This window comes from Pseudoalteromonas sp. L21, from assembly GCF_021728035.1.
GTDB lineage: Bacteria > Pseudomonadota > Gammaproteobacteria > Enterobacterales > Alteromonadaceae > Pseudoalteromonas > Pseudoalteromonas arabiensis.
Genome location: NZ_JAKKCV010000003.1, coordinates 427046 through 442627, shown reverse-complemented (window position 1 = coordinate 442627; position 15582 = coordinate 427046). Strand labels below are relative to the sequence as shown.

The following is a 15582-nucleotide window of genomic DNA, read 5'->3' as shown; positions in this document are numbered from 1 at the left end:
GTATCAAACTGTAAACATTTTTACAGCTATCGTTTAGAAGTTATAACGCAAGCCTAAATTGTAGCGAGCCCCATTTTTGTCTAAGTTCCACAACTGTGCTTTATATCGACCATGTTGGCGATTGTCTTGCTCAGTAATGTTAATTCCTTCTAAGAAGAAAGACAGTTGTTCACTGTAGTTATAAGCCACATTAAAATCGATTTGATAATACTCTTCTGTAAATGCGGGCTCGTTTACATAGCGAGCAGCATTATTTAAGAATTTATCACGCCAGTTATACGCTACACGCGCTTGAAATTTATCATTCTCATACATCGCAATGAAGTTAGCTGTGTCACTTAAACCAACTAATGCAAACTGTGTTGTCGTTGGATCTGCGGCAACATTAAAGTCAACATCGCCATTTACGATCGTGTAGTTTGCTTGAATACCAAAGCCTGAGTCACCAAAGAAATGCTGAATAGCAAACTCATAGCCATCAATTTTTGCATTTTTGTTATTGGTTGGAACTTGAGCTGTGAACTCCATCAAAGGGTCATCGCTGTTAGGTAAGATATCGTAAGCGGCTTCAAACTCTTCGTAAGTCATTGAATCAAAAGCCACCCCATTTTCCATGGCAGCAACCATTTGGAATAGGTTTGAGTCAGTGATTGCCAGACCTCTTGCTTCTAGTTCAGCTTTTGCTGCTTGGGCACGAGGGCCAGCAGAAACATCTCGTAAGTCATAGTAATTTTGAGTCATCGGTGTTAGGCCAATAAAATTATCAACTTTTTTATTGTAATAACCGACAGAAACATAGCTAACATCGCTGTAATACCACTCAGCGGAAACATCGATATTATCTGATTCGAGTGGTACTAAACCAGGATTACCCGTCGATGCAGGCGCATTGGTTGTGCCTGGAATTAAACTAGGTCCAGTGGGTACCCCAACTGTTGCTGCAGAGCTTAAATTATCATAAGTAGGCCGTGCGATTGTTGTGCTATATGAAGCACGAAGTTTTACATCATCGACCACATTTATGTCAAAATCTACGCTAGGCAGAAAGTGATCATAGTCAGCGCTTAGCGAGTAATCTTGTTTGTCAGTGCCATATCGCACATTAAAATCGTTGTTACCTTCCCAAGCTACTGCATTTGGTAAATCAATATTTGCTGTTGAGGTGATATCTGTGGTTTCGTATCGAGCCCCAACTAGTAGGTTAAATGGCATATCGCCAATTTCACCTTGATAGTTATATTGCACAAATGCAGCTTGAATCTCTTCTTTAATGGTGCGGTTTGTTGCAAATGCACCATCAGCAGCAAAATTAAAGCCGTACTGGCTTGCTGCCCAATAACCAATTTCAGATGCGCTACCTGTAAAACCTTGAGCAAACGAGCCAGAGGTGTTGTAGCCATCTAATTCACTTAAGAAGTTTGTAGGATCAAGGTAACCGTCTGGCAACTCTCCAGGGTTTTCAATCCCCCAGTTGCCCATTGTATTACGTGTAAGGGATTGTAATGAATGGCTTTCCATAGAGCGTGACTCAATACCAAAATCAATTACACCTGACTCTATTTCATATTTGCCAAGTAATCGGAATTCATCAACGGTTGACTCTTGGCGCGCAAAGTTAGAATCGAGAATAGAAGTACCTACGTCATCTTGGTCTAATACGCCATTACAGTTTAGATTAGCTCGGCTGCAATCATCAAAACCAATTACCATTGAGGGTAACTTGCGACTAAAATCGACTTCTTGAGAGGCGACGATATTTGCTCCTAACCCCGCATTCACCCAACTGCCATAAGGTGCATCTGGTTCACTCGTTGCTTTTGAGCTATGTGCATCAAATACAAATCTAAGTCGATCATTTACAAAGTATTCAAGGTTAAGACCGATAGAGTCATTTTTATTAAGCTGATTTAGTTCTTGTAACGCGAGGCCTAGATCACGCGTTGATAGATCTCTACGCTCTTCTTTGTAGTAAATGGGGGTTTTAACGGTATTGTCATCAAAAATTAAATGGGTTTTATAGTTATCCATCCAGATTGACTGTTCAGCCCGCGACTCAAATAACTCTTGCTGCGAGTATGTATAATCAAGTGTTGCTGTTAGTGACTCTACGGGGCTATATTGTAGAGTTAATTGCGCATTTGTTCGAGTTCGTTCGCGATCTGCGATAGTATAACGAAGATCAGAAGGCATCGAATAATATTGCCCCATTGCAGGTGCATTTTCGATAATGATGTCATCCGCAGATTGAGGAATTGTGCCATCGTAAGCGGTCGTTCTCCATTCGTTAACAAAAGCCCCTGCAGCAGAACTATCGCGCTCTTGAACACTTGCAGTAAGTGATACACCAAATTTAGCGTCTTCGTCCGTCCAACTAAAAATGCCCGAAATTTCAGGTGTGATATCATCGCCTACACGGTTTGTTGTGTCGTGCATGGCTTTAACACCGATATTAGCAATTAAACCAGGATTGTCTAAAGGGCGAGCTGTATTAATATTGATTGTGGCGCCAATACCCCCTGATGCGATATTTGCTTTTCCTGTTTTATAAACTTCGACAGATTTAACACTTTCTGATGCCAGATTAGCAAAATCATAGGCACGAGAATTTGGCGATCCTCCGCCTGCAGGAAGCGAAGCTGCTGGCATGGTACGGCCATTTAAAGTCACCATATTATAATCTGGACCAAACCCACGTACAGTTACTTTTGAGCCTTCACCATTACTGCGGTCTATCGATACACCTGTAATGCGTTGTAAAGATTCTGCTAGGTTTGTATCGGGGAATTTACCTATATCTTCTGATGAAATAGCATCAACAACACCTGAAGAGTAGCGTTTTAGTTGGGTTGATTCTTTAATACTGCCTTTAAACCCGGTTACTTGAATAACTTCAATGTTGTCGTTGTGTTCAGATTGCTCTGCGTAAGCAGATAAGCAGGTGCTAGCACCCAAAAGCAAAGATAAGCTGGAAGCTAACTTTGTTCTTTTAAAGTTATGGCTTGGCATCAGGTTTCCCTCGTTTTTATCATTGTTATTCATGCTGTTAGAGCATGATATTGTTGTCAAAATAGATTTTATATCATATCTGGAAGCGCTACCATAAAGAGGTTGAAAACCGCCCTTATGAAAGCGCTTCCAGAAAAGAGTAGTGTGATTTGCAGTTTACGTCAACAGCTACATCAATAAATTGTTATAAAAGTTACGCTAAAATTGAATGGATGTTGCTTCGTTTTTTCATGGTTTAATTCACTGTTGGGAAGATGGTTTATTAATTACTTTTATGCGGTATCAAGATAAGAAACAAGCTATCTTGGGTGAACAAAGTGACTGTGCTGTATAGTCAAAAAGAGAGAACTGGCCTTTTAATTTGGCAAATTATGGGGTTATTACGGAGTGTTTTTCTGGTAAAAAAGTAGATTAGTTTGTGTAATCATTTTCCCTGACTGTTATGAAACTGGCTAGCTTAAATATCGTACTATGCTACTATTTTATCTGACTTTGTTTAACAGTTAGGATGTTAGTATGGATAGTCGTTTTTTTTCAATCAAACCAATCGAATCACTCCTTTTTTGTTTATCGCTTCTTTGTCTTTCGTCTACTTCACAGGCTGAAGAATTAAACTTAAGTTTAAAGTGTAAAGGTTCTGGCACGGTGAGTGATACGGAGACAACATTTAAGAATAGTCGCAATAAAAGTGAGCATTCGAAAGAGTTTGGTACTGAGCAAGCCATGATAAAACGACCTTTTGAAGGGGTTATGCTTGTTGAAATTCACTCAGATAAAGGCCAAGTAAAAATACCTGTTGGTATGCTACCTCCTTTTCAAAAAGATGAAGCCTCAGATTGGTTTCCTATTCGTGAATATAAAATCACGAATACTGAGGTAACGGGTGAGGTCAAAATCAATTTTTTAAATAAACCAAACCTTCGGATTGATCGGACAACAGGTACAATTGTTTTTGCAAGTGGGCTCAATGAATTTTCTGGTGAGTGTGAAAAAGTTGACCCTAACGCAAAACCACTCTTTTAACCCACAGCTAATATTAAAACGGAATTGTGATGAAAAAACGGTTACTTCTATTAGGTTTGTCTTTCTATACGTCTGTATCAATAGCGAACGCTGATGGACCTGATTTTTTTCGCGTATCGAGTGAAAACTCAATACAAATGTTTGAAAAAATGCAAGCCAACAGCAAGTTGGTTTTACTTGTTCCTCCAGATACAAATGGTATTAAAAATTTAGGCTGCACAGGGGGCACTTCATTACAAGCATGGCAAAAAATGACAGAGCAACAAAGAGAGACGTCTAAAAATAATGCATGGTGTAATGTGGGTGTGCAAGGTAAAACTGGCTGGGTACTTAGTAAGTATTTATCCGAAGGCAACCGTATAGAAGAAACCCCTTCTTTTAATTGTAATGCGGCTCACCCCCATGAGATTGAGATATTAATCTGCGGCAATACTGAACTTATTTTATTAGATAATGAGTTAGCGTCTGTTTACCAAAATGCAATTTCAAAGGCCAAAGCAATGACTAAAGGCTCAGAAAATGTGCTCAGTGATTTAAAGCAAAAACAAATTGGGTGGATTAAAGAGCGAAATGAGTGCTGGAAAGAAATTGGCGCAAAACTTACTTGCTCAATAAGTAAATATAAAGAACGGATTGAAGCTCTTCAAAACTATAAAAATAAATCTTAGTTGAAACAAGCACTAAAGTTGAAAAAACAGGGTGATTTACGACTCAGAAATGTAGTTGTCGTGGTGCGTGTTTAAACCATCAGTTTAGATTAATTTAGAACAAGGACTATTTATGCGTTTATTGTTGACTCTATTTATGGCGCTCCTAACTGGTTGCGTGGCAATGCAAGAAAGTAAGCCACCTCCTCAACATACGATAAAAAAGTTCTCAATAAGTGAGGAACTTCCAACTTTACCCTCGGGTTCACGGTTGATCCCTGGCACTCATTTTTCAGTCATATTTGCTGACAGCGCTGCAACGTTACTAGTTCCAGTTCCTTTTGTTGGTGAGGCTGTTACAGGGGCCATAAACTCAAGTAAAAGTGAGTCTTATAAAGAGCATTATGTTGGTATTGATATTTTAAAATTTGCTAAAGAGGCTTTTAGTCGTAGTGAATTTTATAGTGAACAGCCACAAGCAACTAAGCTTTTTCCAGTTGGTTATGTTCAGGAATGCTTCGATGATGTATTTAGAATATCTTTAGCAATAGAAGTTGACTCAGATAATTGGGTGGGTCGATATTTATATCATATTCCAACTCATATTCCAGTCAGTGATGTTAAAAACCCAACTCAATTAGAAGTTGAAACGCTTAGTTTCGAGCTAAATGAGGGCATGCAAAAGCTTACTGAATTAATTGAGCGAGATATAAGGGGGCAGCTTAATTCGACGAATAAAAGTGTAGATTTTGGTAGCTACTATATTTATGGCAGTAATTTGGGTGGTTTAATTACTCCGTCTGTAATGCATCTATCAGATGGTCAGTTAATTGAAGAGGGGAATGATTATGTCATATTTAGACATAGTGGAGACCCTAGTGTCGCCGGAAATGCAGGTGCTCTACTTTTTGGTGTTCATTACTTTAGAAAAGAGCAACTACACACATTCGAAGTGATAGAGTAGCCAAATTTATACTTCGAGAGTTTGACTAATATTAGATCTAGATACAGGAACGGAAGGCTTGTTTTGTTTGTCACCCCCAAATGTCAATAACTCTGGATATAATTAAATTCAAATACCCAAGAAGCTGTCCTAGTAATGCAACAGCTTTTTTGAATAAACAAAAGTAACAAGGTGCGAAAATGGATTCGAAGTCTAGGACGCATTTTAACGCCATAGAGTGCGTAGTGGTTTCATCCTATATTATAGTTATTTCTGCAACTGTTTCTTAATATACTGTAATTGCTTTTTGTGTCGTCTTTTATGCCTTTTTATAACAAGCGCACTTGTTTTAAGTTGCTTACTAAAAAATAACACCGCTAGTAATAAATTAAACAAAAGAAAAAAGCTTGATACTTTCAAGCCATTAATAGATTGGGCATAAATGTCAGTGAATGAAATCATAAATAATGTATAAAGTGAGATTGAGATTGCTGTAATAACCAGCGCTTTAAAAACTTTTATGACTCATGTTTTGCCGATAGATAAAAGTACACCCAGTGTTATACATGCTAAGTGACCTTTATACATTAAAAGATGAAAGATCCTATGTGTCAATTTAGAGATATGGATTAATAAGATTTATAAATAAAAGTTAATTCTGAGGGCTTTCGCCTAATGATTAGCTTTAAAACCTTCCAAGCAGGCAAGTCTCTCATATTCATTTGGCAGTTTTTACCAATGAAAAACCTAATAATTTGTACTTAAAAAACACAATAAAGTTAAATTTATGTAAATTTTTCTTGCTTTCGTACCTATTTGGTCTATGTTTTTGGTCGGAGGTCACTCCTCCAACCTGATAGATAAAATTACAATCAACAGGAACACACATGAAAATAAAAACACTCTCACTAGTGCCAGCTTTAGTGTTGGCAGCGGGTATCAGCCACAGTGCTTTTGCTGCGCAAGGAGTCGCATTTGTGCACGGTACAGGCCAGCAAAGCGATGCGTATAATGACTATTGGACTGGTAGCTTTGTCGACACGGTTCGTCAAGGTTTACCCAATAGCAGTAATTACACCGTCATTAATTGTGATTTTGAGCAGTATATGTGGGCAGATGCGGCATCTGGTTGTTTAGCGGGGCAGCTTACTACATTTATCAATAATAAAAACATCACCGATTTAACCCTGATCACTCATTCTAACGGCGGTAATGTGGTGCGTTGGATTTTATCTAACCCAACATGGGATAGCCGTTATCCAAATATTATTAGCAAAGTCACGCGTACTATTGCCCTGGCTCCTTCAAGTGGTGGTACGCCTTTGGCTGATGCGGTTATTGCAGGTAATTCGTTTGAGCAAAGCTTGGGTTGGCTGTTAGGTTATGGCAACGATGCGGTTAAGCAACAACAGGTGTCTTGGATGGCGTCGTATAACGCACAGTGGCTATACGGCACACCGAACCGCCCGAGCTTACCGTCTCGATTTGAAACTGTGGTAGGTAGTGACGTTGAATCAGCTGTATGGGACAGCGACAGTTATTGTGGCGGCTATCAAAATCAAGTGGGTCTTGAAGTAACACAAAACTGGTTAGACAGCTGCTCAGATGGTTTTTTAAATTGCAGTTCTCAGTCGTTAGCTGGGGTGGTGTGGTTTACCGATAAATCACGAACTCAAGGTAGCGAACCTTTGAGCCATCAGCAAAGTCGTCGCAATTGTTTTGGCTTACCAAACATACTTAAAAATCGAATTTAGGAGCTAAGCCATGATTAATAAGTTAACCACACTTTGTGCTGCAATGATGCTTGTAAGCACGGCGACGTATGCTAATGAGCAAACGGTTTATCAATTTCCTCAGGTGCAATCTTCATCTGCGGTGCAGTTACACATGCTTGAAAAAGATAGCGTTGAATATTGGCAGAAGGTTTCGGGCAAAGAGCTTAAGCGCGGTGTGCCACTGTATGTAAACCAAGTAGATAATTTTATTCGTATCGCGCCAAAAGCACGCTTTGATAGTGGTGAAGTGTTTAAGCCTGATGATTTACAGCTCGATAAGTTATCAATTAAAGATGCAAACTCCCAGCCGTTATCAATACAAGCCGTTGCGTCACAGCAAAAAATGCAAAATGCTGGATTTAATGACGGTAGTGTAGGGCTTAGGCTTGGTCAGGTAGGTGCTAAGGCAATGTTAAAAACAAGCCAAGCCCTAAACGACAGCGACACTTATTTAGTACATGTAATTGAAAAAGGCTCACGTAACGCCTTACATGCTAAAACACAGTTTAAAGTGAAGGATCAGCAGCAACGTATAGGTATACAGCTAAGTATGGGTCAAAAGCGCTTTAAAGATAAGCAGGTGAAACTAAGTTTATACAGCCCTGAAGGCGAGCAGCTTGATGTGCGTTATGAAAATGGTGAAGCGGTGCTTAAATACCCACTTGAAACCCTAGGTGCCGTAAATGGTTACTATGAACTTGAGGCAAGTGTTAAAGCGGTGGTAAATGGGCAAATAGTTAAACGCTCTATAAAAATGCCGTTTGTGCACAGTTCGCAAACCATCACTATGGATAACGCGAAAGTGACAGCTCTTGGTAATAATCAATACCAAGCTCAGGTACCTGTGCAAGTAACCGATGCTGGCCGCTACGCGATTCGTGCAACGTTAACAGGCATGGGCGATAAAGGTAAACGTGTAAAGCTTGCAACGGTTGAGGTCGCAAAGCAGATTAATGGTCAAGATAACTTTATGATGCCGTTTTCTGTGACTAAAGCTGCCAAAGCACCATTTGAGTTGGTGGATATTGAACTTACCGATCAAACACGAATGTTAAAGTTTGCAGGAGAATAAAGGTCAAGCAATATGCAATGGGTTGGAGGTTGTAGTGCAACCTCCTACTTTTTAGGGATTATTGATAGCCGCTTTAGGGAATTATTTAGCGAGTATGAATACGCTGGTAATGGATTTATTCGTTATTCGCCAAAACGGGTATTTCTGTCATTGTGGTTACTATTTTTTCAATACATGCGTGTTTGTCTACAACCCACAGTCCGTAACTTATGGGTAGCATTTCAATGCCAGCACGTTTGAATCGTTTGTAGGTGTTTAGCTCAAAAAAAGTGGCCCAAGGGCCAGGAAAACCAATCAGATCAACCGCTAAGTAGCGGCCATTGTAACGACATAAAATATCAACTTCTGTGCCAGCAATTGTGTAACCTGGCCATGTTTCAATAGCTCGTTTATTCAGTTCATTGATTACCTCATGCTGAAATTGATCAAGTTGGTTTTGAACAGAGTGTTTAGCTTCAAATTCACTGATGCTTGTAAGGTACTTTTGTAATAGGTTTTGTTTGGGAAGTTGGGTTGCATCAACCGATAAAAATAGCACTTGTAGTTGGCGTGCTCGGGTGATTGTGACGTTAAAAACATCCGCTTTATTTAAATAGGCTGCGGCTCGTTTAGATTCATTGTCGAGTGAAAAAGAGATCAACATTATATCTCTTTCTTCGCCCTGAAAGCCAAACGGGGTAGCGGCACGTATTTTATGTTTTGTTATCTCCGATTCACTAAAGGTTGTGGCTATTTCTTTAGCTATGTCGTCGGCTTGTTGCCTAAACGGTGAAATTACCCCTATGCTATGGTTAACCCCCGTTTTTTCATCTTCCTGTATTTGTGTTTTTATAAACTCTATAACACTCAAGGTTTCTCGATGATTTACCCCTGTTTTATTTCTTATGCCGTTAATGCGTTTTACATGTAAATAGCCACTGCTGGTACAGGGCTTATGTTGCATTACTTTTAATTTATTTTGATAAAAGTGCTGGTTACTAAAGTGAATAAGCTCTGGCTTACTTCTAAAGTGTTCATCAAGAAATGCAATGTCTGCTTGGCTATTAATTGAGTTCAGTGCTAAATCTAAAATTGAGTTATCACGATAACTTACTACACCTTGGCTATTATGGGATAAGTTATGTTGTGTTTTAAAATGTGCTTCTTTATGTTTTGCCAAAAAAGAGTAGTGTCTTAATTGTTTAGTATCGCCTACGATGAGTGCTCTTTTAGCGCGATAAAGGGCAGGAACACAACTACTAATATTACATTGAGTTGCTTCATCAATAATAACAAGATCAAACATTTCTGCTTTTAGTGGCAGAACACGGTGTAAGGTATTTAAGCTCACTAACCACACTGGAAATGCAGACAAAAGCGCACTGTACTCAATATTATCAAATAACTCGAACTGTCGTTTTGATGTGCGGCTACGTATTGCTTTATTAAAGGCTTGCAGAGACTGGCGCTGTGTTTCTACAAGTGTTTTAAGGTTTTTGAGTTTCAGTGCATTTAAATAGTTACTCGCGAGTAACTCTCTTTGCATATGTTGCGTGTTTATTTTATCTAAGGCTGACCACTGCTTTGTTAGTTGTTGAATTTTGCTTTTCACTAAAGTTAAGTAAAGGCGCTTTAGCCATTGAGGCGATTTGTCTTCAATATTTTTTAACCGTTGTCCTCTAATAATCGCTTTTTCACAAAACTTTAGGAAGCGTAGCTCTAGCGTATTTAATTGGCTGTTGAGCTGTGTAAGCTCTTGCTCACATTCATTGGGCTCTTTATTTAATTCATTTGAAAAATAGCCTGCTAGTAAAGATTCTAAATAATCTTTTAGCTTCGATAAAAATGCGTTTTGACCCACTCTTATAGAGATATCACTTAAGTTGAAGTTTTCATCGAGTTTACTGGCAATGACGTCTAAAGCCGCATCATTATTTGCGACAACAAGCACTGACTGACCCCTTGCTATGTGCTCAGCAGCAACAGCGGCTATAGTGTAGCTTTTACCTGTTCCTGGCGGGCCAGATACACACCCTAATGAGCTATTAGCAGCAATTTCAATCACCTTTTTCTGCGAAGAGGAGAGCAATCCTGGCAAGTAATTAAATTTTAGTTGTGCTGCGTTACCAGTTGTATTTGTATGGCTAAACAGACTAGCCAGTGGGGCAGGCAATGTGTTTGAAGCTGTAATTTCTTCTAACTCATGGAGTATACCGCGAGAGCTTCTTGAGCGCTCAACAAAGGTAAGCATAGATACCGGTAATAACGAGGCTGTTTTTCTTTTTAGAGCACGCTGAATGGCGCTTGCATCTGTAAGCTCGGGATAGTTAAGTAACTCAAGTAGGTTAAGCTCAACAGGGCTGCCTTTGAGTCGTGAAGTCCAATAATGAGGTGATTGAATATCTATAGAGTTGGTAATGTGATGAACTGAGTCTTCCTCAGGCATCAGTAGTTGAATCAACGGTTCATTGACTTCAGGTACTGGGTTATTAGTTGAAAAGTAATAATCTTCACCGTCTTTTTCTATGCTTGCTTCGTTGAATAAAATAGGGGAAACAACCGATTTCATTTCACCTTTTATGTCTAATTTACCAACGAGAATAAACCTGACATAAAGCAGAACCCGCTCGCGTTGATATATTTCAACACGTTTAACCATTTGCTCGGCAAATTCGCTAGGCAATGGAAGCCGAGGTAAAAAGCCTGAGCCCAGCTCATCTTTTCCTTCGAGAACGAAACTATCTTCCTTTTTTAACTTATTGAGATTCCATAAATTAAGATCCGCGCTATCTTCTTTATAGCAATCTCGGTAATAAGAAAGGATGTTTTGAAGGTTCAAGATTAAATTCCATTTTTAAAAGTCAGTTTGCTGGTAATTTATAACATAAAACTTGGCGTTAATAGTGAGATTAACAGTAGATATCGGCATAGATCATACAAGTTTTGCTTGTAAAAAGTGTTACATCCGCTTTGGCAGATACTTGAAAGAAGTCACTGTAGTGGTTAACCATTTTTGGCCATCTCGCTATAAGTATTTCCAATACTGTTTTTTAGTATTGGCATCGTTTTAACGTAGGCCTTTTGAGTAATTTCAAATAGGTGAGCTCTCAGTGTTTAAAATTTACAGAACAAGATTACCTTACATTTTCACAAATTGGCTACTGAGCCTAGCGCTAGATAACCACAATTAAAGCGCTCTACAAGAGCTTTTTCATTGGGGATGAATACCCATTAGCACGATCATAATAGTGCAAGATTTTTCAATCGACATCTAGCTCTTTTATTTCTATTTATTTATAATATTAAAAATGATAATAATTTTTGTTAACGATTGAGTTTTCACCTTGCCAGTAGAGGGGAGTTATGTGAGTGAAAACTTAATCGATTAAGTTTTACTTAAGAGTTAAAATGAATAAATCAAACCTATTTAACGTGTCAGTTCTTTCGCTTGCTATTAGTGCACTTTTTTCACCACCGGTAGTCGCTGTAACATCATCAGATATAGAGAAGATATCTGTATCTGGAGTAAGACAGGCTTTTCGCGGTGATGTACCTATGAATCAGCAGCCTCAAAGTATTGAATTTATTTCAGCCAATAGTCTTGAATATGCTGGTGTAACTGAGCTAAACGACATTTTTGATCTAACGCCAAGTATCACAGAGCAAAATGATTTTGGTGGTCTATGGGAGAGTTTCGCGATTCGTGGCTTAGTGGGTGATGAGAATATTCCATCGGGCTTTTTAATTAATGGCTATTCATCGGGCAGAAGCTTTAGTGGTATCCGCGATGCAAGCAATATTGATTATGTTGAAGTTATGAAGGGGCCAGGTTCTGCACTTTATGGGCGCTCAGAACCTGGTGGAACGATTAACATCATGACGAAAAAACCACAGTTTGAAGAGCAAGGCTATGTAAAAGTAACTGCGGGGAGCTGGCAAAACTACCGTGCTGAGGGAGATTACACCAATGCACTTTCAGAGCAGATTGCTTTTAGAGTTAATGGGGCGGTGGAAGATAGTGAAAGTTTTAGAGATTATCATGAAGCTCAAAAAACAGTTGTAACCCCTTCAATTCTTTGGCTTATTTCAGAACACACGAAGTTAAATTATGAACTTGAATATGTTGATCAAAGCACAACCTTTGACCGCGGTATTGTTGCAATTGATGGTGATATTGATGCATTACCTATTGAATCATTTTTAGGTGAGCCAAACGATAAGCCGACAGAAGTTGATACGATTTCTCATCAGCTTACATTTGAGCATCAACTTGGGCAGTGGTCACTTTTAAATGGTTTTAGTTATAGTGATTCGAAGTTTATTAGTGAGTCGAGCGATGCCGAACTAGCACCTGCTAGGCAAATCTATTTTATGGATGGTGTAACATTAAGCAGACAACATAACCAACGTGACTTTCGAACCAAGTACTTCTCTACTCGACTAGAGCTCAGTGGTAGCATTGATACTGTGGGTTTCACTCATCATTTACTAATAGGTGCTGATGCCAGTAAATTTGATTTTGATAAACGTTGGCACCGATACCGTCCAACGATTGATGACACTCGATATGCAATCAATATGTACGAACCTGAGTATGGAAAAACAGCCCCAGAGGGAGCTCTGTTATTTGACAGTTCGGAGGTTCAGCATAGTTATGGGGTTTACATTCAAGATCAAATTGATCTGACTGAACAATGGAAAGTGCAGGTAGGTGGTCGATTTGATTGGTTTGATCAACAAATAGATAATCACATGAACAAACAAAGCTTAAAGAGCGACCAAACTACGTTCAGTCCTCGTGTGGGTATTGTGTACGCATACTCTGATGAGATTCAATATTATACTAGTTACTCTGAAGGCTTTAGACCAAATAGCGGCTACGATAAAAATGGTGATGCATTTGAACCTGAAGAAACAAGCTCTTTCGAAGTGGGTGTTAAATTCAGTTCAAATAGTGTCAATGGTAGCGTCACAGTATTTAGTGCAAAAAAGACTAATATGCTGACTACTGATTTGCAAGCAGGTATATCAACGGCGCTTGGAGAGGTAAGCAGTGAAGGGGTCGAGCTTGATTTACATGGTTACATCTCAGACAGTACATCTTTTGATTTTGCCTATACTTATACAGATGCAAAAACAGCCAATGATACAGTTAATACTGATTGGTGGGTCAAGTTACCCCAAGGCAGTCCTTTGTTGAATATCCCTAAACATAGCGCTAATGCTCAAATCAAAAGAGACTTAAACGGCTTAGTGGACTCCGATGCAACAGTTGGCGTTGCGGTGCAGTATGTTGGTGAGCGTTTGGGCGAAACGATAGATCTAGACTATTACTTACCTTCTTACACCTTGGTAAACTTGTTTGCAAATTACGCTGTTAATAATGATGTCACTATACAGTTTAATGTAAATAACTTACTAAATAAAACTTACTACGCTAATTCTTATTCTGCAATTTGGACACAACCAGGTGAGCCGGTTAATTATAAGTTGAGCTTAAAATATAGCTTCTGACAATCTTAATCCAGTAATAGAGGAAAGGGGACACCTTTCCTCCTAAAGTACGCTTTGCTCTGTTTTTCATTAACAGCCAATTTCTATTACAATCTATAAAACGACTTAATTTAGAGTATGTGTTGAACTACTTAGCTCACCTTTATTGTGCAAAACCGACAGCTGATTCACATTTTGGTAATTTGCTAGGGGATTTTGGCGGGCGTAGGCATGTAAACGGCTTGCCTGTTACAGTCAAAAATGCGCTTGAGAATCACTATTTAGTAGACCGATTTACCGATGCACATCCTTTAGTAAAAGAAGCTAAACACTTCTTTTCTCCACAGCGTAAGCGTTTTGCCAGTGTTGCAATTGATGTGGTATTTGATCACTTTTTAATTCAGCATTGGCATCGTTTTAACGACCAGCCATTAGCAGATTTTAAACACCAAAGTTATGGGCTGTTAAATACACGCCAAGCCTTGATGCCCTCACGTATGCAACAAGTTGTCACGAGTATGACCAATAATGACTGGTTCAAAGAATATGAAACAGTGGCTGGAGTAGGGCTTGCGCTTGATAATATCGCAAGGCGTATTCGTTTTAGTAATAACTTTTCAGGGGCTGCTGAGGATATTACCCGTCACTACCATGAGTTAGATGCCGTTTTTTTAGCATTTTTTCCAGAGCTAGTTGAGCACGTGAAGATACACAATCTTGAAAGATGATAGGTTGTACTAAACAGTGTTATGTCTTTACTGTTTAACTAAGCAAGTATTGGTAGTTTATTTATAAAAATAGAATAATTAATGCGCTGTGTTTTTCTTTGTACTATTTATAGTATATTTTTAGTTAAGTTTATTTTTTTTACTTATTTTATTCTTTCGTTCGGTTTTGTGTTTGATAATTATTTGATTCTATATATTTTATGTGCGATTCAAATTAATACAGTTGAAGCCTTAAGTCTTATTTAGTATTGTTTTTTTGTAATATATTTAACAAGGAATTTTATTTCTAAGCTAGTTTTAACTAGCTGATGTTGTAATAAAAAGGGTTTAACACTGTTGATAAATGAAATGACGTATTAAAAATAAAATTTTATCAACTGGTGTGGTTAAATCGTTTATTTAAAGGTGTGAACTTTACTTAAGTTCACACCTTTTTAATTTTAGGCTCAAGTTATACCATTTATGGTATTAAAACCGCTACTTGTCGATAGACAAAGTTAATCATCAGGGCCTTTTAAGGTAAACACTAAGTGCCTGCGCATGTCTTTTAGAATCACGCCTTTTTTCAGCATTGCTGCACTCAAGCGTTTCTGCCATTTCAACAGCTCAGGGTTTGCTGCATCTAATGTTTGCTGGTTTTCAAACTGAAAGCACAAAAGTAAAGAGCCTGGGAATAAGTGATATTCAACATCAAACCAGCATTGCAGCATACCTTCGAGCTCAGCGCGGCCTTGCTCTTCAAGGGCGTCGGCAACGTTAAGAACCAGTGCCTGTTGCTTTTGTTGTACTTTCGAGAGTGTTTTCATTGGGTGCCTTGTATTCATCAACAAAATTTAAATCATTAAAAGTAGCCACTTCTAATGATTGCGTGCAATTTACCATAGATTTTTTATTTGATGGCATTTTAGTTTTGAGC

General features: G+C 38.6%; 10 protein-coding genes. 7 read left to right on the top strand and 3 right to left on the bottom strand.

What is annotated here, in order from left to right; all coding sequences use genetic code 11:
• Window positions 1-33: 33 nt before the first annotated feature.
• Window positions 34-3006, bottom strand: coding sequence for a TonB-dependent receptor (locus L3V41_RS10825; protein WP_237127706.1), 2973 nt, complete (start codon window positions 3004-3006; stop codon window positions 34-36).
• Between the two features lie 516 nt (window positions 3007-3522).
• Between L3V41_RS10825 and L3V41_RS10820 the strand changes: the two genes are divergently transcribed.
• The 5 genes from L3V41_RS10820 (at window position 3523) to L3V41_RS10800 (ending at window position 8466) form a co-directional block, all read left to right on the top strand.
• Window positions 3523-4029 carry a hypothetical protein gene (locus tag L3V41_RS10820; RefSeq protein ID WP_062570391.1) on the top strand — a complete coding sequence of 169 codons (507 nt, stop codon included), beginning with the start codon at window positions 3523-3525 and terminating at the stop codon, window positions 4027-4029.
• Between the two features lie 29 nt (window positions 4030-4058).
• A complete protein-coding gene (locus tag L3V41_RS10815; RefSeq protein WP_237114969.1) occupies window positions 4059-4697 on the top strand; it encodes a lysozyme inhibitor LprI family protein in 639 nt (212 codons plus the stop codon).
• A 112-nt stretch (window positions 4698-4809) separates the two neighbouring features.
• A complete protein-coding gene (locus L3V41_RS10810; protein WP_237127705.1) occupies window positions 4810-5640 on the top strand; it encodes a hypothetical protein in 831 nt (276 codons plus the stop codon).
• An 866-nt stretch (window positions 5641-6506) separates the two neighbouring features.
• Window positions 6507-7373, top strand: coding sequence for a hypothetical protein (locus tag L3V41_RS10805; protein WP_062570395.1), 867 nt, complete (start codon window positions 6507-6509; stop codon window positions 7371-7373).
• 10 nt (window positions 7374-7383) lie between these two features.
• On the top strand, window positions 7384-8466 hold the full coding sequence (locus L3V41_RS10800) for a DUF4785 family protein (protein ID WP_237127704.1): 1083 nt from the start codon (window positions 7384-7386) through the stop codon (window positions 8464-8466).
• 115 nt (window positions 8467-8581) lie between these two features.
• Here L3V41_RS10800 and L3V41_RS10795 read toward each other — a convergent pair whose 3' ends face one another.
• Entirely contained in the window at window positions 8582-11284 is a 2703-nt protein-coding gene (locus L3V41_RS10795; RefSeq protein ID WP_237127703.1) for an ATP-binding protein, read from the bottom strand.
• Between the two features lie 569 nt (window positions 11285-11853).
• Here L3V41_RS10795 and L3V41_RS10790 point away from each other — a divergent pair.
• Together L3V41_RS10790 and L3V41_RS10785 are read left to right on the top strand one after the other, a co-directional pair.
• Window positions 11854-13959: a TonB-dependent siderophore receptor gene (locus L3V41_RS10790; protein WP_237127702.1), complete on the top strand. Its 2106-nt coding sequence runs from the start codon at window positions 11854-11856 to the stop codon at window positions 13957-13959.
• Window positions 13960-14081: 122 nt separating this feature from the next.
• Complete coding sequence (locus L3V41_RS10785; protein WP_237114978.1) at window positions 14082-14666, top strand: acyl carrier protein phosphodiesterase; 585 nt, start codon at window positions 14082-14084, stop codon at window positions 14664-14666.
• A 497-nt stretch (window positions 14667-15163) separates the two neighbouring features.
• On the opposite strand, the gene L3V41_RS10780 is transcribed toward L3V41_RS10785, so the two are convergent.
• Window positions 15164-15472: a hypothetical protein gene (locus L3V41_RS10780; RefSeq protein WP_062570400.1), complete on the bottom strand. Its 309-nt coding sequence runs from the start codon at window positions 15470-15472 to the stop codon at window positions 15164-15166.
• Window positions 15473-15582: the final 110 nt, after the last annotated feature.

Bases quoted from the DNA above. Each gene is read 5' to 3' on its own strand.
- L3V41_RS10805 (WP_062570395.1), top strand. From the start codon at position 6,507: ATGAAAATAAAAACACTCTCACTAGTGCCAGCTTTAGTGTTGGCAGCG.
- L3V41_RS10820 (WP_062570391.1), top strand. From the start codon at position 3,523: ATGGATAGTCGTTTTTTTTCAATCAAACCAATCGAATCACTCCTTTTT.
- L3V41_RS10800 (WP_237127704.1), top strand. From the start codon at position 7,384: ATGATTAATAAGTTAACCACACTTTGTGCTGCAATGATGCTTGTAAGC.
- L3V41_RS10790 (WP_237127702.1), top strand. From the start codon at position 11,854: ATGAATAAATCAAACCTATTTAACGTGTCAGTTCTTTCGCTTGCTATT.
- L3V41_RS10780 (WP_062570400.1), bottom strand. From the start codon at position 15,472: ATGAAAACACTCTCGAAAGTACAACAAAAGCAACAGGCACTGGTTCTT.
- L3V41_RS10825 (WP_237127706.1), bottom strand. From the start codon at position 3,006: ATGCCAAGCCATAACTTTAAAAGAACAAAGTTAGCTTCCAGCTTATCT.
- L3V41_RS10810 (WP_237127705.1), top strand. From the start codon at position 4,810: ATGCGTTTATTGTTGACTCTATTTATGGCGCTCCTAACTGGTTGCGTG.
- L3V41_RS10815 (WP_237114969.1), top strand. From the start codon at position 4,059: ATGAAAAAACGGTTACTTCTATTAGGTTTGTCTTTCTATACGTCTGTA.